We start from the raw sequence: 21,863 nt of genomic DNA, 5'->3' as shown, positions 1-21,863 counted from the left end.
GCAGGGGCTGCTTTGCATAGTCTTGCCTAAGCGAAGCTTAATTTTTCTGCCGTAGAAAAATACACATATATGTGAGCATTTTATACATGGTGTCCTGGGCGCCGGTCTCGGACGCGCTGCGGACCTGCTTGCGGCTCCCGCTTGCGGCCCATCCGGTAAAATACGGCTTTCCCACCCGCCGTGAACGACGCATATGCCCAGGCCCCTTATCGCCACCATCCATCTCGATGCCATGCAACACAATCTGGCGCGCGCCCGTGCCGGCGCCCGCGGCGCCAAGGTATGGGCCGTCGTCAAGGCGAATGCCTATGGTCACGGGCTGGAACGGGCCATGCGGGGCTTTGCCGAGGCCGATGGCCTGGCGCTGGTCGAGGTCGATTACGCCGTGCGCTTGCGCGAACTGGGCTGGACCAAACCCATCTTGCTGCTGGAAGGTTTTTTCGATGCCAGCGATTTGCCTGTCATGGCGCAATATGGATTGAATGGCAGCGTGCATTGCGAAGAACAGATCGTCATGCTGGCAGCGGCCCGCCTGCCGCACGCCATCGACGTGCACCTGAAAATGAATACGGGCATGAACCGCCTGGGTTTCACGCCGGCTGCCGTGGCGGGTGCGTATGCGCGCCTGCGCGCCATGCCGCATATCGGCACGATCACCCTGATGACGCATTTCGCCAATGCGGACGAGGCGGGTCCCACGCGCTTGCCGTTGGAACAGCAGATGCTGCGTTTTGAAGCGGGCGCCTCCAGCATCGGTACGCCGCTGCCGCGCAGCCTGTGCAATTCGGCCGGCGTGTTGATGCACCATCTGGACAGCGACTGGGTGCGTCCCGGCATCATGCTGTATGGCGGCACGCCCAGCGGCGCCCCGGGCGGCACGTCCGCGCAGGCGTTCGGCTTGCTGCCCACGATGACCTTGCGCAGCAGCATTATCGGCATCCAGGACATCGCCGCCGGCGAGGTGGTCGGCTACGGCAGCCGCTACCAAGCGGCCGGCAACGTCAAGGTGGGCGTGGTGGCCTGCGGCTATGCGGACGGCTACCCGCGCCACGCCCCCGAAGGCACGCCCGTGCTGGTCGACGGCGTGCGCACGGGGCTGATCGGCCGGGTGTCGATGGACATGCTGATGGTCGACCTGACCCACGTGCCGGGCGCCAAGGTCGGCAGCAGCGTCACCTTGTGGGGGCAGGGCATGCCGATCGACGAGGTGGCGCTGGCCGCCGGCACCATCGGCTACGAGCTCATGTGCGCGCTGGCGCCGCGCGTACCGGTGATCGAAGCGTAGGGTGACGCGGAAGCGCGGTTTGTATATACTGTATATATAACCAGTTATTTCATTTACCCGGGCAAAGTACACCATGGCAAAAGTCAAGACCATCTACACCTGCAGCGATTGCGGCGCCATCAGCAACAAATGGATGGGGCAATGCACCTCGTGCAACCAGTGGAATACCATGGTGGAAACTCTGCCCGAGACGGGCGGCAACAACCGCTATTCGAATCCGCAGCACATGTCGCTGGCGCAGACGGCGCCCGTGCTGTCGCTCGACGATATCGACGCCATCGACGTGCCCCGCTTCGGCACGGGCATCGAGGAATTCGACCGCGTGCTGGGCGGCGGCATGGTGGCGGGCGGCGTGGTGCTGATCGGCGGCGACCCCGGCATCGGCAAGTCGACCCTGCTGTTGCAGGCGCTGGCGAACATGTCGCACCACAAGCGCGTGCTGTACGTCAGCGGCGAGGAATCGGGCGCGCAGATCGCCCTGCGCGCCAAGCGCCTCGTCATCGACGCCAAGGAACTCAAATTGCAGGCGGAGATCCAGCTGGAAAAAATTCTCTCCACCTTGAACGACCTGAAGCCGGAAGTGGTGGTCATCGACTCGATCCAGACCGTGTATTCGGACGCCCTCAGCTCGGCGCCCGGTTCCGTGGCGCAAGTGCGCGAATGCGCGGCGCAGCTGACGCGGGCGGCCAAGCAGACGGGCGTGACGATCATTCTGGTCGGCCACGTGACGAAAGAGGGGGCGCTGGCCGGCCCCCGCGTGCTCGAGCATATCGTCGACACGGTGCTGTATTTCGAGGGCGACGCCCACTCCAGTTTCCGCCTCGTGCGCGCCATCAAGAACCGTTTCGGCGCCGTCAATGAGCTGGGGGTGTTCGCCATGACGGAAAAGGGCTTGAAAGGGGTGTCGAACCCGTCCGCGCTGTTCCTGTCGCAGCACGACAACCAGGTGCCTGGCTCGTGCGTGATGGTGACGCAGGAAGGCACGCGCCCCCTGCTGGTGGAAATCCAGGCCCTCGTCGACACGAGTCACTTGCCGAATGCGCGCCGGCTGTCCGTCGGCCTGGAGCAGAACCGCCTGGCCATGCTGCTGGCCGTGGCGCACCGCCATGCGGGCATCGCCGCCTTCGACCAGGATGTGTTCATCAACGCCGTCGGCGGCGTCAAAATCACGGAACCGGCGGCCGACCTGGCCGTGTTGTTGGCAATCAATTCGTCGATGCGCAACAAGCCCCTGCCGCGGGGGCTCGTGGTGTTTGGCGAAGTGGGACTGGCCGGCGAAATCCGCCCCGCGCCGCGGGGCCAGGAACGCTTGCGCGAAGCGGCCAAGCTGGGCTTTACCCTGGCCGTGGTGCCCAAGTCCAACCTGCCGAAGCAAGTCATCGAAGGCCTCAAGGTCATCGGCGTCGAGCGCATCGACGAAGCGTTCAATAAATTGCGCGACCTGGAGTAAGAGTTGGTATGGTTTAAATGCCAAGCTTGAGGTAAGTCAAACAAAGTTTCCGTTTGGAACTATAATATTTGTCCGATGAATTCGCGTAGCGAGTTCGCGTCGACAATGAATTAATAGAGAAGCGGAATATAGTGTTAGTTGAGCAAAGGCAGGGCGCACGCAAGATATTGCGTGCCAAGGCAATGTTGGTGATGGACGGCGCGGACCCCGTGGCGGCGCGCACCCTTGACGTGGGGCCGGGCGGCATGACGGCCGTCATCGCGGAACCGCTGCCGACAGGCAAGCAGGGCAAGGTGCTGTTCGAGCTGTTTTACGATGGCGCGGCGCACATCATTGAGGCGCGCGTGTCCGTCTCGCACTGCATTTTCAGCAGTGCAGGTTTCAAGGTGGGACTCACTTTCCCGCAGCTGGACATGGCTGTCAGCAGCGCCATTTCGAGATTCATGCGCTGAAACAAGACAAGATCGGCTGCAAATGAAATGCGCTAAAATGGTGCATATGGGTTTGCAGTCAGGAAAAACCTGTTCTGTTCGCTGTTTTGATATTCCGGTAATACTGCATAATTATCAACCAGAAGAGGGACCTTGCCGCGCCACGCGCGCCTGCCGTCCGTTTCCAGCGCAGCACGGTCAAGACCTGAACCGTGTGCCATGACCATACACCCGACGGGAATGCCTACCATGTTTAATTCGACCATCAACAGCAGGGCTTACACCAACAACACGCAGCAGACGACGCAGGGCAATATCTCGGCCGATGTGTATGCGAAGGTGGAGCGCCAGATGCAGTCGCAGAACACGGGCGTCGTCAAGCTCAACGCCAGCCTGGCGCGCGACCAGGCCAAATTCTCGGGCCTGGGCCAGCTGCAATCGGCGCTGGCAAAATTCCAGACCGTGGCCAAGAACATGGCCGGCAGCGGCCTGGCCACGTCGGCCACGTCGAGCGCCAAGGATGTGCTGAGCGCCACCACCACCGACAAGGCCGTCAGCGGCAGCCATGAGCTGAACGTCAAGCAACTCGCGCAGGGACAGACCCTGCTCAGCGGCGCGCAGAAATCGTCGAGCGCGGCCATCGGCACGGGGGCGCCGGCGCTGGTCAAAATCGAAGTGGGCACGGCCGACGGCAAGCAATTTACGCCCGGCAGCGGCAAGGTCATTTCGCTGACGATAGACAGCAGCAACAATAGCCTTGACGGTATCGCCGCCGCGCTCAAGCAGCAGGGCGTCGATGCCAGCGTGGTGAAGGGCGCCGATGGCTATTCGCTGGCCATCAATGGCAAGAGCGGCGCCGACAGCAGCATGCGCATCAGCGTGTCCGGCGACGCTGCCGTCAGCAACCTGCTCAGCTATGCACCCGGCGCCGGCAAGGGCCTGCAGCAGACGGCCGCCGCGCAGGATGCGCTGCTCACCGTCGACGGCAAGGAGATCAAGAGCGCCACGAATACCTTGACGACGGCGGTCGAGGGCGCCACCATCGAATTGAAGAAAAAGGGCACGACCGATCTCGTCATCGCCAAGGACAGCAGCCAGATCGCGACCAATGTGGCCAGCTTCGTCACGGCTTACAATGAACTCAACAGCAAGCTGCAAAGCCTGCAGCAGGGCGACTTGAAATCCGACACGGCCCTGGGTCAGGTGCGTTCGCAGATGGAGCAAGTGCTGCGCACGGCCAGCACGGGCGTGCCCGCCTCCATCCTCAGCAGTGCTGGCGTGACCTTGGGCAAAAGCGGAGAACTGGTGCTCGACGATAAAAAACTCAAGGCCGCCATCGCGGCCGATCCGGATGCCGTCAGCAAGTTGTTTACGAATAACGGCAAGGGCGTGGCGGACCAGTTTTCCAGCAAGATCGGCGAGCTGACAGGTGAAACGAGCATCATCCGCAAGGAAGTGCAGACGGTCGGCAAGGACATCACCACGCTGACCAACAAGAAAGCCGTGCTGGCCAAGGCGCTGACGGCCCAGGCGCAGGCGCTGATCAAAGCCTATTCGGCCCAGGAACAGATGGGAACGAACTCGGCCTTGCCGGGCTATACGGGCAAGAATTCCCTCTTCGACTTCATGGCCTGAGGGCGCACCGCTAAAGCGCCGATGGCGGTGTTGCACCGCCTTGCCCTGAGCACGATATCGACGCGCTAGCTATATTCGTTCGCCGTGCGCAAAGAAGGCCGATGGCGAACTGCCGAAGGTTTTCTTGAACATGGCGGAAAAGGCCGACTGGCTGGCGTAGCCCAGTTCTTCGGCCACCTGCGACAGCGGCACGCCGCGCGCGATCAGGGGCGCCGCGTGCGCCAGGCGCACCTGCTGGCGCCACTGGCCAAAACTCATGCCCAATTCGCGTTCGAACAGCCGCGCCAGAGTGCGTTCCGAGGCGCCGACCAGCTGCGCCCAGTGTTCCAGGGTCTGATTCAAACCCGGTTTCTCGATCAGGCTGTCGCACAGGGTCTTCAGGCGCTTGTCGCTGGGCAAGGGGACGCGGATGGGGCGCGTGGCCGAGCGTTTCAATTCATCGAGGATCAGTTCGGCCAGCAAGGCCTCGCGCGCCGGTTCCTGGCCCGGATCCAGCTGTTCCAGCGCCATGATCAGCTGGCGCAGCAGGTTCGACACTTCCAGCACCTTGCAATCCTGGCCCGCGAACGGCGCGCGTGCGGCGTGGATGCACAGGGGGCGCAAGCGGGTTTTTTCCAGTATCGTGACGGCATGCTCCACGTTGGGCGCGATCCAGATGGCGCGCATGGGCGGCAGCACCCAGCTGCTGTTGTTGGCAGTGATGCGCAGCACGCCTTCGAGCGCCATCGTGACCTGGCCCCAGGGGTGGGTATGCGGTAACAAGAATTCATCGGGTTGCAGGTCGCGCGCGATCATCGTCACGGGGATGGTCGCGCTGGGCGCTTCCCGCGGCGGACACATGCGGGTATGGTGGAGGATAGGTACACCCATCAGCTTGGCCTTAATTCGATAAATTATGTCATCCTGTCGGAAAACAGACAATGATATTTTGCATACACTTGAGCTTCACCAGTATAAGACAGGGTATGACATGATAACAACTAACTCAGCATCCGAACTTCCAACCTTGCGCGGCGATGCGCGCGTCATCGCCCTGGTGGGGCTGGCGCATGGCGTGTCGCACTTCTACCATCTGATCCTCGCGGCCCTGTTCGTCTGGCTGAAACCCGCATTCGACCTGTCGTATGCGGAGCTGGGCCTGCTGATGACGGTGTTTTTCATCATCTCGGGCGTGGGGCAGGCGCTGGCCGGCTTTGTCGTCGATCGCTTCGGCGCCCGCGCCGTGCTGTTTTCCGGCGTCTTTCTGCTGGGGGTGTCGGCGCTGGCCCTGTCCACCGCGCACAGCTATGCCGCGCTGATGCTGGGCGCCATGCTGGCCGGCATGGGCAACAGCGTGTTCCATCCGGCCGACTATACCATCCTCAACCAGCGCGTTTCGGCGGCCCGCGTGGCCTACGGCTTTTCCGTGCATGGCATCAGCGGCAACATCGGCTGGGCCCTGGCACCGCTGTTCATGACCTATGTCGCCACCCATTATGACTGGCGAATCGCGCTGCAATGCGCTGCCGTGCTGCCGTTCGGCGTGCTGCTGATCCTGTTCCTGAACCGTCATGCCATCCGCCCCGAGCCTGTCAAGAAGGCCGCAGCGGGTCAGCCGGCTGGCGGCGAAGGCACCCTGGATTTCCTGCGCCTGCCTGCCGTGTGGATGTGCTTTGCCTTCTTCTTCATTACCGCCATCGCCCTGGGCGGCATTCAGAGCTTTGCCAGCGTGGCCCTCGTCAAGCTGTACGGCATGAGCCTGGCGTTGGCCACCAGCGCCTACACGGCCTATATGCTGGCCTCGGCCGTGGGCATGCTGGCCGGCGGCGTGGTGGGCGCGCGCAGCAAGCAGCCGGACCGCAACGTGGCGATCGCCTTTTCCGCCGCCGCGCTGCTGGCCGTGCTGCTGTCCATGGCCGTCGTGCCGGCCTGGGGCGCGGTGGTGCTGATGGGCGCCATCGGCTTGACCTCGGGCGTGGCGGGGCCGTCGCGTGACCTGATGATACGCGCCGCGGCGCCGAAGAATGCCACCGGGCGCGTGTATGGCGTCGTGTATTCGGGCCTCGACAGCGGCCTGGCCGTCGGTCCGCTGTTCTTTGGCGCGCTGATGGATGGCGACCATCCGGCCCTGTTGTTCGTGTTTATCGGCCTGTTCCAGGCGCTGGCGATTGCCACGGCCGTGGGAGTGGGCGGCAAAACACGTGCCGCCGCGCTGCAAAAGGCATAGAATCGTTGCCATCTGCTACGAAAGGAATCTCCATGACCTTTGCCACCACCGACCTGTGCGACGACTATGCGGCCATGCTCGACGACGGCACCTTGGCCGTGCTGCCGCCCGTGTACCGCGCTTTCGGCCAGCGCGTGCGTTTCAGCGGGCCCGCCACCACCTTGCAAGTGTTCGAGGACAACGCCCTCGTGCGCAGCACGCTGGAAACGCCGGGCCAGGGCCACGTGCTGGTCATCGATGGCGGCGGCAGCCTGCGCCGCGCGCTGGTGGGCGGTCAACTGGGCGTGCTGGCCGAAAGCAATGGCTGGGCCGGCATCGTTGTCGATGGCTGCATTCGCGACAGCGAGGAAATCAATGTCTGCCAGATCGGCGTGCGCGCCCTGGCCACGCATCCGCGCAAGAGCAACAAGACGGGCGCCGGCCAGCGCGACGTGCGCGTGCAGCTCAGCGGCGTGGCCGTGCATCCGGGCGACTGGATCTATGCCGATGCGGACGGCATCCTGGTAGCGCGGCAGGAACTCGATTGACGGCGCAGCGCGCCTAAAAGCGTTGCAAATTATCTACATTCAATATATTTCTGTAAAGTTCTTTGATTTTCATCAAGGCTGAGATATGATTTCACTTAAGGAAACTTTAATATCAATAAAGCAAGGAAATCAGATCATGAAAATCGCCACCATCGCAGCAGTTGTCGCCCTGTTTGCCGCAGGTGCCGCCAGCGCCAGTCCCGTCAACCTGATTACGAACGGCAATTTTGACACGGTCGCTTCCGGCTACACCTTCGACAGCGGTTTTAAAGTCGTCAACAGCGGTTCCTCGGCCATTACGGGCTGGACCGTGGGCGCCAGCTCCGTCGACCTGATCCGCAATGCGTATAACGCCATCGATGGCTACAGCATCGATATGCTGGGCACGCCTGGTCCTGGTTTCCTGTCGCAAAATTTCAATGTCGTTGCCGGCCAGACTTACAATCTGAGCTTTGACATGGCGCGCAATTCCGGCGGCCCCGCAGGCCAGGGCGTGAGCGTCAATTTCGGTGGCGCGGCCGGTAATTTCTACTCGACCGCTGCCGCGTCCAACACCTTGTACAGCAACACCCTGAGCTTCACTGCCGCTTCCACCGGCCTGGCGACCCTGTCGTTTGCCAGTGCCGCCAAGGCCGGCACGTCATACGACAATTACTCGGGCGCCGTCATCGACAACGTGTCCGTGATGGCCGCCGTGCCGGAACCGGAAACCTACGCCATGCTGCTGGCCGGCCTTGGCCTGATGGGTTTCCTGCGCCGCCGCAAGGCTGCCAAGTAAACCGGGGTTGCCCGACATCAAACCGCCTGCTGCCATGCACAGGCGGTTTTTTAACGTCAGGGGTCTTGCGCGCTGCCCGCGCCCAGCAAGAACAGCCACGGCAGCAGTTCAGGGATTCGCACCGGCATCGCCGCGCAACGGGCACGCCGCCGCTGCCGCCCCCATACGCCGCACCAGTTCGCCACGCAACTGCGTCAGTCCATCGATGCGCGCATCGATTTCACCGAGCTTGCGCGCCAGCGCCGCGCGCAGCAGATCCGCCGTGGCGGGATCGCCGGCGGCCGCCAGCAGCGGCATGTCGGCCTCGATTTCCGCCAGGGTAAAGCCCAGCTGCTGCGCGGTGCGCAGGTAGCGCAGCCAGTCGGCCGCTTCGGGCGGGTAGTCGCGGTAGCCATTCGCGCCGCGCCGCGCGCGCAGCAAGCCCCGTTTTTCATAGAAGCGCAGGGTATCGCGGCTCAAGCCCGTCGCCTGTGCCATTTCGCCGATCTGCATGGTTCTTTTCTTTCATAAAATGCTTGACCCTGGAGTGTACTCCAGCCTCGATCATGGGCGCTTTCCACTGACAGGAGTTCCCATGTTGTCCGTTTCCGCCTTCCGCCGCGTGGTGCGCGCCAGCGCCATTTATGATGTGCTCATGACGGCCCCGTTTACCACGCCGTGGACATTTTTGCTGCTGAGCGAGCACTTGAACGTCCTCAATGTGGGCCTGGGCGGCGCGCCGCTGCCTCTCTTCGAGCCCTTGCATCTGCTGATCAGCAGCTTGTTTGGCAGCGTGGTGATGGTCTGGTCCGTGCTGCGCGTGCTTGACCCGCAGCCGCGCTTGGGCCGCTACGACGCGGCGGCCCGCTACCTGTTTTCCACCTGGATGGCGTGGGCCTTGCTGGAGACGGGCCAGCCTTTGTTGTGGCTGTTCCTCGTGCCGGAACTGGCCTGGGGCCTCGCGCAAAGCCTGCCATTGCACCGCGCCGGGGATGGGCGGGAAGGGCGCGCGCACGAATCGCTGTTGAGATGAATATAACGAAATGCAATAATGGCCGTGCTTTACAGCAATAAACGACTATTAAAGGAATGACTATGCAGCAGGATGCCGCAGGAAAAAACATGGCGTTGCTCGATCCGGTGGTGGCGCCGCGCATCGCGTTAACGCGCCTGGTGACGGGCCTGCTGCAAGGCTTGCTGCTGTACTGGCTGTACAGCACGGCGCAGGACAAGGTGTGGCCCGCCACGGAAGCCTACCTGCTGGGGCCGCTGATGCTGATCAGCTTGCTGCTGCCCATCCTGCTGGTGTCCAGCCTGGGCCATATGTCGGTGAAGCGCATCGCCCTGTGGATGGCGGGCGCGGCTGTCGTGCTGGCCGTGCTGGCCTGGCATGATGTGGCGCGCGGCGCTGAACACGTGATCTGGGGCAATTACAAGCCGGGCGCGCCCCTGCGCGTCATTTCCGCCCAGCTGTTCGGTTTTTGCGTCGTCGGCTTGTATATCGCCCACGCGCTGGTGCTGGCCAGCGCCCAGGATGGCCAGCGCATCGCCCGCTATCCGACCTACTTTGAAATCGCCTGGAAGCTGGGCATCCAGTTGCTGTTCTCCCTGCTGTTCGTGCTGGGCCTGTGGCTGGTGCTGTGGCTGGGCGGGCAGCTGTTTCTGCTGATTAAGCTCAGTTTCCTGAAAAAGCTGCTGGGCCAGGCCTGGTTCGTGATTCCCGTCATCTGCTTCGCGTTCTCGTTCGCCATCCATATCACGGACGTGCGCCCATCCATCGTGCGCGGCATCCGCACCTTGCTGCTGGTGCTGCTGTCGTGGCTGGTGCCGATTGCCGCCGTGCTCGTCTCCGGCTTCCTGCTGACCTTGCCATTCATCGGCTTCGAGCGCCTGTGGGCCACGCGCCATGCGGCGTCCGTGTTGCTGGGCATGGCCGGCGTGCTGGTGGTGCTGATCAATGCCGCCTTCCAGAATGGCGAAGTGGGCCATGGCGTGGCGCGCGGGATCCGCCTGGGCACGCGCCTGGCATGTTTGCTGCTGCCGTGGGTGGTGGGCATCGCCATCTATGCGCTGACCCTGCGCGTGATGTCGCATGGCTGGACCTCCGACCGCCTGATCGCCGCCGCCTGCCTGCTGATCGCCACCTGCTACGCCGCCGGCTATGCCTGGGCGGCCAGCAAGTACGGCGACTGGCTGCACCTGATCGCCAACGTCAACGTGGCGACCGCCTTTGTTACCCTGCTGGTGCTGTTCGCCCTGTTCTCGCCGCTGGCCGACCCGGCGCGCATTTCCGTGGCCAGCCAGATGGCGCGCTTGGAAAGCGGCAAGGTTGGCGTGGACAAATTCGATTTCGAATACCTGCGCTTCCAGGGCGCCCGCTACGGCCAGGCCGCCTTGCAGGAACTCAAGACGCGCACGACGGGCCCGGATGCCGCCATCGTGCGGGCGCGCGCCGAGGCCATGCTCAAGCGCCAGAACCGTCTCGACGAGACGGGCGCGCTGAGCGACGTGTCGATCAACCTGACCCTGCGCCCGGCCACGGCCAAGCTGCCGCAGAGTTTCCTGCGCCAGGACTGGACGCAAGTGAGCCCGGCTTGGCGCCTGCCCGCCTGCCTGAAGCGGGCAGGGCCCCAGTGCGACGCCTACCTGCTCGATTTCGATGGCGACGGCAAGCAGGAAGTATTACTTATCAGCAACGACCCGCGCGCCTCTTCCGTCTTGCTGGCGGAGAAGGACGACGGCAGCTGGACCGCGCGCGGGCAAATCCCCACGGACGCCCTGCGCTGCAAGCCCCTGCGCGAAAAACTGCAGGCGGGCGAGTTCCAGCTGGTGCCGCCGAAAGTGCGCGAGCTGGAAGTCGACGGCCAGCGCGTACCGATGACCTTGTATACGCCAGAGGACGAGGTCAGCTGCCCGGAGGAGACGGCGCCGGGTCCCTGAATGGCCATCCAGGTCAGGCCGTTGGCAAGCACGCTGGTCATGATGCTGGAGTCGCTCAAGGTGATTATTTCGATATTCTTATAGGTTTGCACAATGGCATATGACAGGATTGATTGGCATTCTGGTGGAAAATATCCCGATGATTTGCCGGAAGAGCATGGCGGCATCCATATCGGCATGTTCCTGGCCTGGCTGGTTCACCAGGACATGGCGAGCAATTTCCACCGCACGGATTCCGCCGGGGAGTTAAGGCGCCTGCTCAGTCGGGAAATTACCGGACTACAATTTCTGATTGATGCTTGCGATGGCAAACTATGGGAAGAAGATCTCAACGATCAGGGCAATGCTTTCGCCGTTGACTATTACGACGCAAAGTCGGCATTTGCCCGACAGCATGGCAGTTTTCTGCAAGACTATTGCGACGTGTTCAACCGTCACGCCGCCGCGCACGGCTTTGAGTATCCGAGCGTCTATCACGTCGAGAATACCTGGGAGAAATTCGATCAACTGAAACCCATCCTCGACCAGCGCTACAGCCAATGGCAAGCGTGGTCGGCCGATCCCGTCAACCGTCATGGCGATCCAAAAGCCCAGTTTCTTCACGCTTGCCAGGAAGTGGGGAAATTTCTCGCGCCCCATGGCTTTAAGCCCAACAAGGCAGGAACCGTTTGGAAGAAGGTGGCTGCCGATAAGGACACCGTTTTCGAGGTGTCGTTCGAGCCCGAGCGCTATAATTCCCGCAGCGATGTCCGCATGAAGGTCGACCTTTCCATCGCCAGCAAGGCCCTCAAGAAGTGGCTTGCGGAGAAGGGCGGCGGAGCTGGTTACGATGGCGCCGTTCTGTTCGGCGGCCTGCTTCGATCCGAAAAAGATGCCAGCGCCATGATCTGGCAGGTGGCGGGTTCGACGGCGCGTTCCTCGATTGAGCAGATGTGCCACTTGCTTGCCGAACGCGCGCTGCCGCTGTTCTCCTTGTTCGCCGATCGTCCGCGGGCGCTTGAACATCTTGCGTCGCATGGGGGCGGTTTTCCCGCCATTTGCGATCCATCGTCTACCCCTTTGTCATTCCTGTTGTGCTTCGGGACGCAGGAACAGGCGCAGCGTTTTTTCACTGGATACTTTTCTTCCAGGCCATCCCCATGGCGGCGCAATATCATCCAGACATTCACCAGGCTTCAAGCAGGCGAGGTGTGGGCATCTTCTGCCTACTCGAACGAAAGCGACATCAAGCTGGCGTTTCAAAGCGGCCTGATGTTGCCGCAAAAATCCTGACTTTCGTATCGCCGCTGTAGCAGTCGTCCGGCTGATACAGCATGTGCCTGTACACGCCGCCTTGTGCCTTGTCGCCGCCGTGCCGCGCTTCTAGACTGGGGCCTTCTCCACGCTGCGACTGCCTGCCATGACCGAACTCTTACCCCTGATGAGCTATTGCTTTGTGATGTCCGCCACCCCCGGGCCCAACAACGTCATGCTGGCCACCACCGGCGCCAATTTCGGCTATCGGGGGGCGCTGCCGGTGATCCTCGGCATCCAGGCCGGCATCTTTGTGCAGACCATGCTCATGTGCGTGGGATTGGGCAGCGTGTTCGTCGCGTATCCGATGGCGCAGCAGCTACTGCGGATCGCGGGCGCGCTGTATCTGGTGTTTTTGGCGTGGAAGCTGGCCGGCGCCTCGGTGGCGGGAAGCAGCGCACCGAAGGCCGTGTCGTTTGCGCAGGCGGCGCTGTTTCAGGCGCTGAACCCCAAGAGCTGGCTCAAGGCGATCACCATGGCGTCGGTCTTCATGCCGGCGCACGGCAACATGCTCGCCAGCGCGCTGCTGGTGTCCGTGACCGGCACCGTGGTGGGCATGCCGTGCAACGCCATGTGGGCGCTGTTCGGCGTGTCGATCCGCAGCGTGCTGAAAGCACCGCGCAACCAGCGCATCTTCAATCTGGCGATGGGCGCCATCCTGCTGGTCCTCGCCCTGACGTTTTTACGCTAGACTTGCGCCATGTTCGCCATCGACCGCTCCTCACCCATTCCCCTGTTCAAGCAGATCGAGGCCGCACTGCGCCAGCAGATCGCGCAGCGCGTGCTGCCTGGCGGGACCAGGCTGCCGTCGATCCGCCAGCTCGCCACGCAGCTTGCGGTGAGCACCAACACCGTGGTGGTCGCGTATGACCGGCTGGTGGCTGCAGGCGTCATCGATACGCACGGCACGACAGGCTTCTTCGTCTGCGCACCGGCCGACGCCGGCCGCGCCATTCCCGACGAGGTGGCGCTGGAAGCGGGACAGGAGCAGGAGCCGGTCTGGCTGAGCCAGCAAGTGAACGACCAGCGGCCGGGCGTGCTGCTGGCCAGCAGCGGCGCCTTGCCGCCCACCTGGCTGCAGGACGCGCTGCCGGCGGCCGCCGTGCAACGCGGTCTGGCGCGCAGCGCGGCCGGCATGGCCTCGCGCTGCCCGCCGCAAGGGCTGGCCGAACTGCGCGAGCAGATCGCGCTGCTGTTGCGCGGCATCGGCATCGCGGCGGACGCCAGCCACATCCTCACCACGTTCGGCGGCACCCATGCCATCGATCTGATCTGCCGCACGTTCCTGCAGCCCGGCGATACGGTGCTGGTGGAAGACCCCGGATACTTCCTGATGTTCGGCAGGCTGCGCCAGGACGGCGTGCGCCTGGTGCCCATCCGGCGCCGCCCCGATGGCCTCGATCTGGACGAGCTGGAAGCGGCTTGCCGCACGCACCGTCCGCGCCTGCTGTTCATGCAGACGGCCTTGCACAATCCCACCGGGTGGAGCAGCAGCGCCGCCAACCTGCACAAGGTGCTGATCATGGCGCAGCAGTACGGCTTCCTGATCGCCGAAGACGACGTGCACGGCCATTTCCAGCCGGGCCACAGCACGCGGCTGGCGTCGCTGTCCGGACTGGACGGCGTGATCTACTACTCGAGCCTGTGCAAGGCGCTGAGCCCGGCCCTGCGCATGGGCTACCTGGCCGCGGCGCCTTCCCTGCTCAAGCCCTTGATGCGCACCAAGATCCATTCCATCATGACCTTGCCTGCGCTGAACGAATACGTGCTGCTGGAAGTGCTCAAGGCCGGCAATCTGCGCAAGCACCTGGAGCGGCTGCAACGCAAGATCATGGTGGCGCGCAACGCCAGCACGCGTCAGCTGAGCACGGCCGGCGTGCTGTTCGAGCAGCCCGGCGACGCAGGCATTTTCCTGTGGGGCAGCATGCCCGAAGGGCTGGACGTGGACTTGCTGGTGCAGGATGCCTACCGCAACAAGATCCTGCTGATGCGCGGCGCCGCGTTTTCGGCCAACGACACGCCCGATCAGCACATCCGCTTCAACGTCGCCTTCAGCCAGCATCCGCGCGTGAGCGCCTACCTGGAAGAACGCCTGCGCGCGGTGGCTGGCGCGTGCTCAAGCCTGGCCCGCGCCCGAGCCGCCGCCAGCATCGAGGGCAAGTCCTGAGCATAGTCCGCGCCTTTCTTCAGTATTTATTGATATTCTGGAGGAACGATTTTTTCGTAAGCGTGTCAATTTGGTATGCCGTCACCCGTCGCAGGGAAGGCGCACCGCTTGCCCATCCCACCTTCACCAAGGAAGCAAGGAATCGCCATGAACAAACAGATCATCCTCAACCTGCCCGTGAAGGAACTGGATAAATCCAGGGCCTTCTTTTCCGCGCTCGGCTTCACCTTCAATTCCCGCTTCAGCGGCGAGAACGCGGCGTTCATGAACATCGTCGAAGGCAGCATCGAGGCCATGCTGACGACCGAACCGTTCTTCCGGTCCCTGATCGACAAGCCGCTCGCGGATGCCCGGCAAGCCAATGAAGTCGTCATTTGCCTCAGTTGCGAAAGCCGGGAAGAGGTGGACAGCCTGATCGCCAAGGCCGCCGCCGCTGGCGGCCGCATACCGCATCCGCCCGAAGACCATGGCTTCATGTATGACCAGGGCTTCGAGGATATCGACGGCCACCTGTGGAACCTGGTCTGGACGGCGCCGCAAGCCTGACGCGCGGGGTAAGCAGGCAGGCGGGATCAGTTCTTCGTGCGCACCTGGCGCACGTGGTTTTCCAGTTCGCTGAACGAGGGGCGTTCCGTGGCGGAAATGACCTTGCGGCCGAATTCCACGGCCAGCGCCGGCGCGTAGCCATTCAGGCTGGCCAATAACGTCACTTTCACGCACTGGTACATCTTCGCCGTTTCATGGTGCTTGCGGCGCAGCAAGCTCGCCAGCGGCGCGATGAAGCCGTAGGCCAGCAAAATGCCGATGAAGGTGCCCACCAGCGCCTGTGCGATCAGCACGCCCAGCTCGGCCGGCGGCAAGCCGACGGAGGCCATCGTGTGCACCACGCCCATCACGGCGGCCACGATGCCGAAGGCCGGCATGGCGTCGGCCAGCTGCGAAATCGTCTGGATCGGCATTTCCGCGTCTTCATGGTGCGTCTCGATCTCGTTATCCATCAGATTTTCGATCTGGTAGGCGTCCATATTGCCCGACACCATCAGGCGCAGATAATCGGTGATGAATTCCAGGATGTGCTCGTCACCGAGCGTGTACGGGTACTTCACGAAGATGGCGCTGCGGTAGGGGTCGTCGATATCGTCCTCGACCGACATCAAGCCTTCCTTGCGGATCTTGCTGAGGATTTCATACATCAGCCCCATCAGTTCCATGTAGCGCGCCTTCGTGTATTGCGAGCCGTGGAACAGGGTGGGCAGGGCGGCGAACGTGGCGCGGATGGCCTTGGCGTCATTGCCGACAAAGAAGGTGCCCAGCGCGGCGCCGCCGATCATCAGCAGTTCCAGCGGCTGGAACAGGGCGCCCAAGTGTCCCCCCTGCATGGCGAAGCCGCCGAAGACGGAAAACAGCACGACGAGAAATCCGAGTATGACTAGCAAAACCTACTCCTTCATAATATTGCCATATCGCAATATTATAGTTTAACCCGATTCTGCCGCTGTGGCCGCTTCCGGCTGCAATTGCTGGATGAGAAAATTGATAAAAGCGCGCACTTTGGCGGGCAGCTGGTGGCGGCTCGGGTAGTAGGCGTACAGGTCGGCCGGCGCCAGCGTATAGTCGGCCAGCACCACGCGCAGGCGGCCGCTGTCGAGGTAGCGCGCCAGGTCCCATTCCGAACGCAGCAGGATGCCGTGCCCGTCCAGCGCCCAGCCCAGCACCACGTCGCCATCGTTGCTGGCCACCGTGCCGCGCACCTTTACCGTGTGGCTGGCGCGGCCACGGCTCAAACGCCAGATGCCGTAAGCGTCGTCGTTCTGCCGGTGCACGATGCAGCGGTGCTGCGCCAGGTCGTCCGGTGTCCGCGGCGTGCCGTGCGCCTGCAGGTAGGCGGGTGAGGCGCACAGGAAGCGCCGGTTCGACATGATGCGCCGCGCCGACAGCCGCGTGTCGGGCAAGTCGCCGAAACGGATGCCCAGGTCGTACGCCTGCTCGACCAGGTTGATGGGGCTGTCCGTCAGCTGCAGCTGCACTTCCAGCTGCGGGTGGCGCAGCGCGAATTGCGACAGCAGGGGCGCGATCACCGTGCGCCCGAAGCCCAGGGTGGCATTCACGCGCAGCAGTCCGCGCGGCTCCGCGCCGCCGCTGGCCAGCGACTCCTCCATGGCGCGGATATCGTCGAGGATCTGCCGCGCCTGCCGCAGATAGCTTTCGCCGTCGCCCGTCAGGCTGATGCGCCGCGTGCTGCGGTTGAGCAAACGCACGCCCAGGCGCTGCTCCATCAGTACCAATCGCTTGCTGACGGCGGGCGGCGTGATGCCCAGCTCGCGCGCCGTGGCCGACAGGCTGCCCAATTTGGCCAGCAGCACAAAGAAGGCCATTTCCGTGGTGGCGTCCGTTTTCATGGTTCATCTTTCACTTCAAGTGAATAATGCTTTAAATTGAGATCGATTATATGGCTTTGTATCGCGGTAAGCTGGCGTCATTGTTTTCATCCACAGGAGAGCCGCATGAAAATCGTCGAGATCCGCGAAAAGACCATCCCCATCTCTTCCCCCATCCGCAACGCCTACATCGATTTCACGAAGATGACCTTGAGCCTGGTGGCCGTCGTCACCGACGTGATGCGCGACGGCAAGCCCGTCGTCGGCTACGGCTTCAATTCGAACGGCCGCTACGGCCAGGGCATGCTGATGCGCGAGCGCTTCATCCCCCGCATCCTCCATGCCGATCCCGCCAGCCTCGTCACGGACGACGGCAGCAACCTCGATCCGCACAAGGTGTGGGATTGCATGTACACCAATGAAAAGCCGGGCGGCCACGGCGAACGCTCGGTGGCCATCGGCACCATCGACATGGCCATCTGGGATGCCGTGGCGAAGATCGAGAACAAACCGCTGTTCCAGCTGCTGGCCGAGCGCCACGGCACGGGCGTGCCCGACAAACAGGTGTTCGTGTATGCGGCGGGCGGCTATTACTACCCGGGCCAGAGCCTGTCCGCCTTGCAGGACGAGATGCGCAGCTATGTCGACCGCGGCTACACGGTGGTCAAGAAAAAGATCGGCGGCGCCTCGCTGGACGAGGATTTGCGCCGCATTGACGCCATCATGGAGGTGCTGCAGGATGGGCAGAAGCTGTGCGTGGATGCCAACGGCCGTTTTGATCTCGACACCTCGATCGCCTACGCCAAGGCGCTGCGCCAGTACGATCTGTTCTGGTATGAAGAGGCGGGCGATCCGCTCGACTTCGAGCTGCAAGCGACCTTGCGCAGCTATTACGACAAGCCCATGGCGACGGGCGAAAACCTGTTTTCCATGCAGGATGCGCGCAACCTGATCCGCTACGGCGGCATGCGCGCCGACCGCGACTGGCTGCAGTTCGACTGCGCCCTCAGCTACGGCCTGGTGGAATATTTGCGCACCCTGGACATGCTGCACCAGCACGGCTGGTCGCGCAGCCGCTGCATCCCGCACGGCGGCCACCAGATGTCCTTGAATATCGCGGCGGGCCTGGGCCTGGGCGGCAATGAATCGTATCCGGATTTATTCCAGCCGTTCGGCGGCTTTCCCGACGGCGTGCGCGTCGAAAACGGCCACATCACCATGCCGGACCTGGTCGGCATCGGCTTCGAGGGCAAGGCGAATTTGTATGCGGAAATGCGGGCGCTGAGCGGGCAATAACCTCAGGCCGGTGCCTGCCGTTTGACCTGCGCGGCGCGGCTGCTCTTCTCCCAGCGGAACAGCCACATGATGATCAGCTTGGTCGTGGCGCTGACGCTGGCGAGCAGCAGCAATGGCCAGCCCGTCGACAGGCCCATGACGCAGGCAAAGAAGATGGTGCTGACATCCATCGCCAGGATGAACTGGCTCATCTTTAACGACACGGCGCCCGTCCTGCCAGAGCGCCAGATCAGGCGGATCTGGTGCGCATAGCCCTGCGCCAGCAGCACGGTGACGGCGACGATCAGGCTTTGCGAGATCACGCGCTTTTCATCGGTGAAGGTGGGACCGAAGGCCAGCCCCGCCACGCCGGCGCACAGCAGCAGCGCGCAGGCCAGCAGCGCATGGCGCGATGCCCGGCTGCGGCGGTCACGCTCGATTTCATGCAGGATGGCCAGCGCGATCAGGGAAGCGACCAAACGGGGCCAGACGATGTAGTGGTTGAACGGTGTGATCGAATAGCCGTAGACGAAGAACGCGCAATACGCGAGGAAGCTGACGGTGAACTGGTTGATCGACAGGATGTCCGTCGTCTGGCCGGCACCGATGCCCGCATCGCGCTTGCGCCGCCAGATTTTTTGCAGCTGCGACCACAGGCCGTACAGGCTGACGATGATGAACAGGGAATTGAGGCTGCCGGCGAGGGCGTAGAGGGAAGGGGCTTGCAAAGGTGTCTCCGGAAATCGGCAAGGCCGCACTGCGGTGAGAGGATGCCTTGTCTATACATTTTATTTTTGCAATATGCTCTCATGAAATAAATTAGCAGGCAAGCAATGATGTGCGGCCAGTGCCTGTTGTTCGGCTGTACTTGCTCGGACGCACCTCTTCCTGCGCTTGCCCTTATAATCAGGGCATGACTTTCTTATCACACCATGCCCGCTCCGTGCTGGCCAGCATTGGCAAAATGGCCGTTTCCCTGATTATCCTGTTGACCGCACTGTGGGGTGCGCTGGCGCTGTGGTACCAGCTGTCCGGCGGCACGGCGGCGCAAGCCATCGGCGCGCTGCTGTGGGCCGCGCTGGGCGTGGCCAGCATCGCGCTGTGGTGGACGCGCGGCGACGCGCGCGTACTGCTGCCGTATGCGGCCGGTTTCATCCTGCTGCTCGTGTGGTGGAGCCTGATCGCGCCGAAACAGCAGCGCGTGTGGGCCGACGACGTGGCGCGCAATGTCACGGGCACGCTCAAGGGCAACCTCGTCACCCTGGACAATGTGCGCAATTTCGACTGGCGCAGCGACGACGATTACACGGTCAAGTGGGAGCAGCGCAGCTACGACCTCGACGAGCTGCGCACGGTGGATACGGCGCTGTCGTACTGGACGGGGCCGTACATCGCGCATACGCTGATCTCGTTCGGCTTCGCCGACGGGCGCTTTCTGACGTTTTCCATCGAGATCCGCAAGGAAAAGGGCGAGAGCTTTTCCGCCATCGGCGGCTTTTTCAAGCATTTTGAAATGAGCCTGATCGCCGCCGACGAGCGCGACATCCTGCGCGTGCGCACGAATGCGCGCGGCGAGGACATGCATCTGTACCGCGTGATGATGCCGAAAGCGGCCATGCGCTCGCTGTTCCTCGCCTACCTGGACGAGGCGCAGGCGCTGAAGGCCCAGCCGCAGTTCTACAACACCCTGACGGCCAACTGCACCACCATCGTCTTCGAGATGGTGCGCCGCATCGTGCCGGGCCTGCCGCTCGATTACCGGCTGATGGCCTCGGGCTACCTCGACCGCTATCTGTTCGACGTCAAGGGCCTGGTACCTGGCCAGACCTTCCAGCAGTTGCGCGATGGCGGTCACATCACGGCGCGCGCGCGGGCCGCCAACGACGATGCGGACTTTTCGCATACGATCCGGCGCGGCATGCCGGGCTACGATGACGCGGGCCATCCGACGCTGCAAATGCCCAAGCAATGATCTACTGTCGCAACGACGCTCAATCAAACCGTAGCGAGCGGAAGGAAGAGGTGGCCGAGAAGCGGAACTGTACGAATAGTACAGTGAGCATCGCAGGCCGCCTATGCCGACGCGCAGTAGGTTTGGTTGGGCGTTAACGGTCATTGCCTTATACTGTCGCTATTCCGACCGGCCGCACATTGCGGCCGGTCTCACTTTACGAATAAAGAAGGCCCGCTATGCCATTTTCCTCCCTGGGTCTGATTCCCGCCCTGGTCCGTGCCGTCGACAAGGCCGGCTATGCCGCGCCGACGGCCATCCAGGCGGCCGCCATTCCCGCCATCCTGCGCGGCAGCGACGTGCTGGGCGCGGCCCAGACGGGTTCCGGCAAGACGGCCGCCTACGCGCTGCCGCTGCTGCAGGCGCTGATGGCGCCCGCTTCCGGCCCGCGCCAGGTGCGCGCGCTGATCCTCGTGCCCACGCGCGAGCTGGCCGCGCAAGTGGGGCAGACGGTGCACGCGCTGGCCAAGCCGCTGCCCGTGAAACTGAAGATTTCCGTGCTGTTCGGCGGCGTGTCGATCAATCCGCAGATGATGGACTTGCGCGGCGGCGCCGATATCGTCGTCGCCACGCCGGGCCGCCTGCTGGACCTGGTGCGGCAAAATGCCGTGAAGCTGGGCGGCGTGTCGCTGTGCGTGCTCGACGAAGCGGACCGTTTGCTCGACATGGGTTTTAGCGAGGAAATTAACGCCATCCTGGCGCTGCTGCCCAAACAGCGGCAAAACCTGTTCTTTTCCGCCACCTTCCCCGACAGCGTGCAGGCGCTGGCCGACAGCCTGCTCAAGGAGCCCGTGCGCATCGAGGTGGCGTCCGAAGCGCAGGACAAGCCCGACATCGTGCAGCGTGCCATCACGGTCGACGTGCCGCGCCGCACGCAGCTGCTGCGCTACCTGATCCTGCAGCAGCAGTGGGAGCGCGTGCTGGTGTTCGTCGCCACCAAGTACGCGGCCGAACACGTGGCCGACAAGCTGCAGCGCGCGGGACTGCACGTGGGCGCCTTCCACGGCGAATTCAGCCAGGGCACGCGCAGCCAGCTGCTGGCCGACTTCAAGGCCTGCCGGCTGCAGGTGCTGGTGGCCACCGACGTGGCCGCGCGCGGCATCGACATCGCCGGCCTGCCGGCCGTCGTCAACTATGACTTGCCCCGTTCGGCCGTCGACTACACGCACCGCATCGGCCGCACGGGCCGCGCCGGCGAAAGCGGCACGGCCATCAGTTTCGTCACGGCCGACACGGAAGCGCATTTCCGCCTGATCGAAAACCGCAACGACTTGCGCATCGTGCGCGAAGTGGTGGCCGGTTTCGAGCCGACGGAACTGCCTGCGCCCGTGCATCCCGTCACGGACACGGTGAACGGCGGCGTGAAGGGCGCGCGCAAGAGCAAGAAGGACAAATTGCGCGAAGCGGCTGCCATGGCGGCGAAGTCGGCCGGGGACAATTAAATTGGCCTTATGTGCGCTGGCCGCTTGAACGGCCAGCCATCCCGCTTTAAGATTGTGTTTCTATAA

The 21,863-nt window shown here is 63.2% G+C and carries 21 protein-coding genes; 16 read left to right on the top strand and 5 right to left on the bottom strand.

What is annotated here, in order from left to right; translation table 11 throughout:
- The first annotated feature begins 193 nt into the window (after positions 1–193).
- The 4 genes from alr (at position 194) to fliD (ending at position 4,801) form a co-directional block, all read left to right on the top strand.
- On the top strand, positions 194–1,285 hold the full coding sequence (alr, locus tag AC1RBA_RS06835; protein ID WP_492417341.1) for an alanine racemase: 1,092 nt from the start codon (positions 194–196) through the stop codon (positions 1,283–1,285).
- A 73-nt stretch (positions 1,286–1,358) separates the two neighbouring features.
- Complete coding sequence (gene radA / locus AC1RBA_RS06830; RefSeq protein ID WP_046683923.1) at positions 1,359–2,735, top strand: DNA repair protein RadA; 1,377 nt, start codon at positions 1,359–1,361, stop codon at positions 2,733–2,735.
- 131 nt (positions 2,736–2,866) lie between these two features.
- On the top strand, positions 2,867–3,187 hold the full coding sequence (locus AC1RBA_RS06825; RefSeq protein ID WP_071650264.1) for a PilZ domain-containing protein: 321 nt from the start codon (positions 2,867–2,869) through the stop codon (positions 3,185–3,187).
- A gap of 228 nt (positions 3,188–3,415) precedes the next feature.
- A complete protein-coding gene (gene fliD, locus AC1RBA_RS06820) occupies positions 3,416–4,801 on the top strand; it encodes a flagellar filament capping protein FliD (protein WP_070288697.1) in 1,386 nt (461 codons plus the stop codon).
- Positions 4,802–4,870: 69 nt separating this feature from the next.
- On the opposite strand, the gene AC1RBA_RS06815 is transcribed toward fliD, so the two are convergent.
- Positions 4,871–5,671 carry an AraC family transcriptional regulator gene (locus tag AC1RBA_RS06815; protein ID WP_492417339.1) on the bottom strand — a complete coding sequence of 267 codons (801 nt, stop codon included), beginning with the start codon at positions 5,669–5,671 and terminating at the stop codon, positions 4,871–4,873.
- A 100-nt stretch (positions 5,672–5,771) separates the two neighbouring features.
- Between AC1RBA_RS06815 and AC1RBA_RS06810 the strand changes: the two genes are divergently transcribed.
- The 3 genes from AC1RBA_RS06810 (at position 5,772) to AC1RBA_RS06800 (ending at position 8,312) form a co-directional block, all read left to right on the top strand.
- Positions 5,772–7,007 carry an MFS transporter gene (locus AC1RBA_RS06810; RefSeq protein WP_070223976.1) on the top strand — a complete coding sequence of 412 codons (1,236 nt, stop codon included), beginning with the start codon at positions 5,772–5,774 and terminating at the stop codon, positions 7,005–7,007.
- A 32-nt stretch (positions 7,008–7,039) separates the two neighbouring features.
- Positions 7,040–7,534 (top strand): ribonuclease E activity regulator RraA, encoded by a 495-nt coding sequence (gene rraA, locus AC1RBA_RS06805; RefSeq protein ID WP_070223974.1) that lies wholly within the window; start codon positions 7,040–7,042, stop codon positions 7,532–7,534.
- Between the two features lie 136 nt (positions 7,535–7,670).
- Positions 7,671–8,312 (top strand): choice-of-anchor C family protein, encoded by a 642-nt coding sequence (locus AC1RBA_RS06800; protein WP_492417337.1) that lies wholly within the window; start codon positions 7,671–7,673, stop codon positions 8,310–8,312.
- 108 nt (positions 8,313–8,420) lie between these two features.
- On the opposite strand, the gene AC1RBA_RS06795 is transcribed toward AC1RBA_RS06800, so the two are convergent.
- The gene (locus tag AC1RBA_RS06795) at positions 8,421–8,804 is read right to left on the bottom strand and encodes a MerR family transcriptional regulator (RefSeq protein WP_070224176.1); all 384 of its coding nucleotides are present in this window, start codon (positions 8,802–8,804) and stop codon (positions 8,421–8,423) included.
- A gap of 82 nt (positions 8,805–8,886) precedes the next feature.
- Between AC1RBA_RS06795 and AC1RBA_RS06790 the strand changes: the two genes are divergently transcribed.
- The 6 genes from AC1RBA_RS06790 to AC1RBA_RS06765 all read left to right on the top strand — a co-directional run bounded on the left by AC1RBA_RS06790 (position 8,887) and on the right by AC1RBA_RS06765 (position 15,237).
- Positions 8,887–9,324 carry a hypothetical protein gene (locus AC1RBA_RS06790; protein ID WP_492417336.1) on the top strand — a complete coding sequence of 146 codons (438 nt, stop codon included), beginning with the start codon at positions 8,887–8,889 and terminating at the stop codon, positions 9,322–9,324.
- A gap of 89 nt (positions 9,325–9,413) precedes the next feature.
- Positions 9,414–11,231, top strand: a complete 1,818-nt coding sequence (locus AC1RBA_RS06785; RefSeq protein ID WP_492403104.1) for a DUF4153 domain-containing protein — start codon at positions 9,414–9,416, stop codon at positions 11,229–11,231.
- 93 nt (positions 11,232–11,324) lie between these two features.
- Entirely contained in the window at positions 11,325–12,503 is a 1,179-nt protein-coding gene (locus AC1RBA_RS06780) for a DUF7832 domain-containing protein (RefSeq protein WP_070288691.1), read from the top strand.
- A gap of 127 nt (positions 12,504–12,630) precedes the next feature.
- Positions 12,631–13,215: a LysE family translocator gene (locus tag AC1RBA_RS06775; RefSeq protein ID WP_230505243.1), complete on the top strand. Its 585-nt coding sequence runs from the start codon at positions 12,631–12,633 to the stop codon at positions 13,213–13,215.
- A gap of 9 nt (positions 13,216–13,224) precedes the next feature.
- Complete coding sequence (locus tag AC1RBA_RS06770; protein ID WP_409028250.1) at positions 13,225–14,691, top strand: aminotransferase-like domain-containing protein; 1,467 nt, start codon at positions 13,225–13,227, stop codon at positions 14,689–14,691.
- A 147-nt stretch (positions 14,692–14,838) separates the two neighbouring features.
- Complete coding sequence (locus AC1RBA_RS06765; protein WP_070311425.1) at positions 14,839–15,237, top strand: VOC family protein; 399 nt, start codon at positions 14,839–14,841, stop codon at positions 15,235–15,237.
- A gap of 26 nt (positions 15,238–15,263) precedes the next feature.
- On the opposite strand, the gene motA is transcribed toward AC1RBA_RS06765, so the two are convergent.
- Together motA and AC1RBA_RS06755 are read right to left on the bottom strand one after the other, a co-directional pair.
- On the bottom strand, positions 15,264–16,127 hold the full coding sequence (gene motA / locus AC1RBA_RS06760; protein ID WP_035820336.1) for a flagellar motor stator protein MotA: 864 nt from the start codon (positions 16,125–16,127) through the stop codon (positions 15,264–15,266).
- 42 nt (positions 16,128–16,169) lie between these two features.
- A complete protein-coding gene (locus tag AC1RBA_RS06755) occupies positions 16,170–17,090 on the bottom strand; it encodes a LysR family transcriptional regulator (RefSeq protein WP_070288687.1) in 921 nt (306 codons plus the stop codon).
- Positions 17,091–17,195: 105 nt separating this feature from the next.
- Here AC1RBA_RS06755 and AC1RBA_RS06750 point away from each other — a divergent pair, with 105 nt between their 5' ends.
- Positions 17,196–18,365, top strand: a complete 1,170-nt coding sequence (locus AC1RBA_RS06750) for a mandelate racemase/muconate lactonizing enzyme family protein (protein ID WP_492417335.1) — start codon at positions 17,196–17,198, stop codon at positions 18,363–18,365.
- A 2-nt stretch (positions 18,366–18,367) separates the two neighbouring features.
- Here the strand turns inward: AC1RBA_RS06750 and AC1RBA_RS06745 are convergent, their stop codons facing one another.
- Positions 18,368–19,072 (bottom strand): hypothetical protein, encoded by a 705-nt coding sequence (locus tag AC1RBA_RS06745; protein ID WP_492417333.1) that lies wholly within the window; start codon positions 19,070–19,072, stop codon positions 18,368–18,370.
- A 185-nt stretch (positions 19,073–19,257) separates the two neighbouring features.
- Here AC1RBA_RS06745 and AC1RBA_RS06740 point away from each other — a divergent pair, with 185 nt between their 5' ends.
- Together AC1RBA_RS06740 and AC1RBA_RS06735 are read left to right on the top strand one after the other, a co-directional pair.
- A complete protein-coding gene (locus AC1RBA_RS06740; protein ID WP_230505258.1) occupies positions 19,258–20,316 on the top strand; it encodes an Lnb N-terminal periplasmic domain-containing protein in 1,059 nt (352 codons plus the stop codon).
- Between the two features lie 218 nt (positions 20,317–20,534).
- Complete coding sequence (locus AC1RBA_RS06735) at positions 20,535–21,797, top strand: DEAD/DEAH box helicase (RefSeq protein WP_492417331.1); 1,263 nt, start codon at positions 20,535–20,537, stop codon at positions 21,795–21,797.
- The last annotated feature ends 66 nt before the right edge of the window (positions 21,798–21,863 follow it).

The organism is Janthinobacterium sp. GW823-FHT03B06 (assembly GCF_058796955.1).
The sequence above is the reverse complement of the archived record's forward strand: the minus strand, read 5'-3'. Positions and strand labels throughout refer to the sequence as shown.

Excerpts from the sequence above, each read along its gene's own strand:
- alr (WP_492417341.1), top strand. The coding sequence starts at position 194 with ATGCCCAGGCCCCTTATCGCCACCATCCATCTCGATGCCATGCAACAC.
- radA (WP_046683923.1), top strand. The coding sequence starts at position 1,359 with ATGGCAAAAGTCAAGACCATCTACACCTGCAGCGATTGCGGCGCCATC.
- fliD (WP_070288697.1), top strand. The coding sequence starts at position 3,416 with ATGTTTAATTCGACCATCAACAGCAGGGCTTACACCAACAACACGCAG.
- AC1RBA_RS06815 (WP_492417339.1), bottom strand. The coding sequence starts at position 5,671 with ATGGGTGTACCTATCCTCCACCATACCCGCATGTGTCCGCCGCGGGAA.
- AC1RBA_RS06810 (WP_070223976.1), top strand. The coding sequence starts at position 5,772 with ATGATAACAACTAACTCAGCATCCGAACTTCCAACCTTGCGCGGCGAT.
- rraA (WP_070223974.1), top strand. The coding sequence starts at position 7,040 with ATGACCTTTGCCACCACCGACCTGTGCGACGACTATGCGGCCATGCTC.
- AC1RBA_RS06800 (WP_492417337.1), top strand. The coding sequence starts at position 7,671 with ATGAAAATCGCCACCATCGCAGCAGTTGTCGCCCTGTTTGCCGCAGGT.
- AC1RBA_RS06795 (WP_070224176.1), bottom strand. The coding sequence starts at position 8,804 with ATGCAGATCGGCGAAATGGCACAGGCGACGGGCTTGAGCCGCGATACC.
- AC1RBA_RS06790 (WP_492417336.1), top strand. The coding sequence starts at position 8,887 with ATGTTGTCCGTTTCCGCCTTCCGCCGCGTGGTGCGCGCCAGCGCCATT.
- AC1RBA_RS06785 (WP_492403104.1), top strand. The coding sequence starts at position 9,414 with ATGGCGTTGCTCGATCCGGTGGTGGCGCCGCGCATCGCGTTAACGCGC.
- AC1RBA_RS06780 (WP_070288691.1), top strand. The coding sequence starts at position 11,325 with ATGGCATATGACAGGATTGATTGGCATTCTGGTGGAAAATATCCCGAT.
- AC1RBA_RS06775 (WP_230505243.1), top strand. The coding sequence starts at position 12,631 with ATGACCGAACTCTTACCCCTGATGAGCTATTGCTTTGTGATGTCCGCC.
- AC1RBA_RS06770 (WP_409028250.1), top strand. The coding sequence starts at position 13,225 with ATGTTCGCCATCGACCGCTCCTCACCCATTCCCCTGTTCAAGCAGATC.
- AC1RBA_RS06765 (WP_070311425.1), top strand. The coding sequence starts at position 14,839 with ATGAACAAACAGATCATCCTCAACCTGCCCGTGAAGGAACTGGATAAA.
- AC1RBA_RS06755 (WP_070288687.1), bottom strand. The coding sequence starts at position 17,090 with ATGAAAACGGACGCCACCACGGAAATGGCCTTCTTTGTGCTGCTGGCC.
- AC1RBA_RS06750 (WP_492417335.1), top strand. The coding sequence starts at position 17,196 with ATGAAAATCGTCGAGATCCGCGAAAAGACCATCCCCATCTCTTCCCCC.
- AC1RBA_RS06740 (WP_230505258.1), top strand. The coding sequence starts at position 19,258 with ATGACTTTCTTATCACACCATGCCCGCTCCGTGCTGGCCAGCATTGGC.
- AC1RBA_RS06735 (WP_492417331.1), top strand. The coding sequence starts at position 20,535 with ATGCCATTTTCCTCCCTGGGTCTGATTCCCGCCCTGGTCCGTGCCGTC.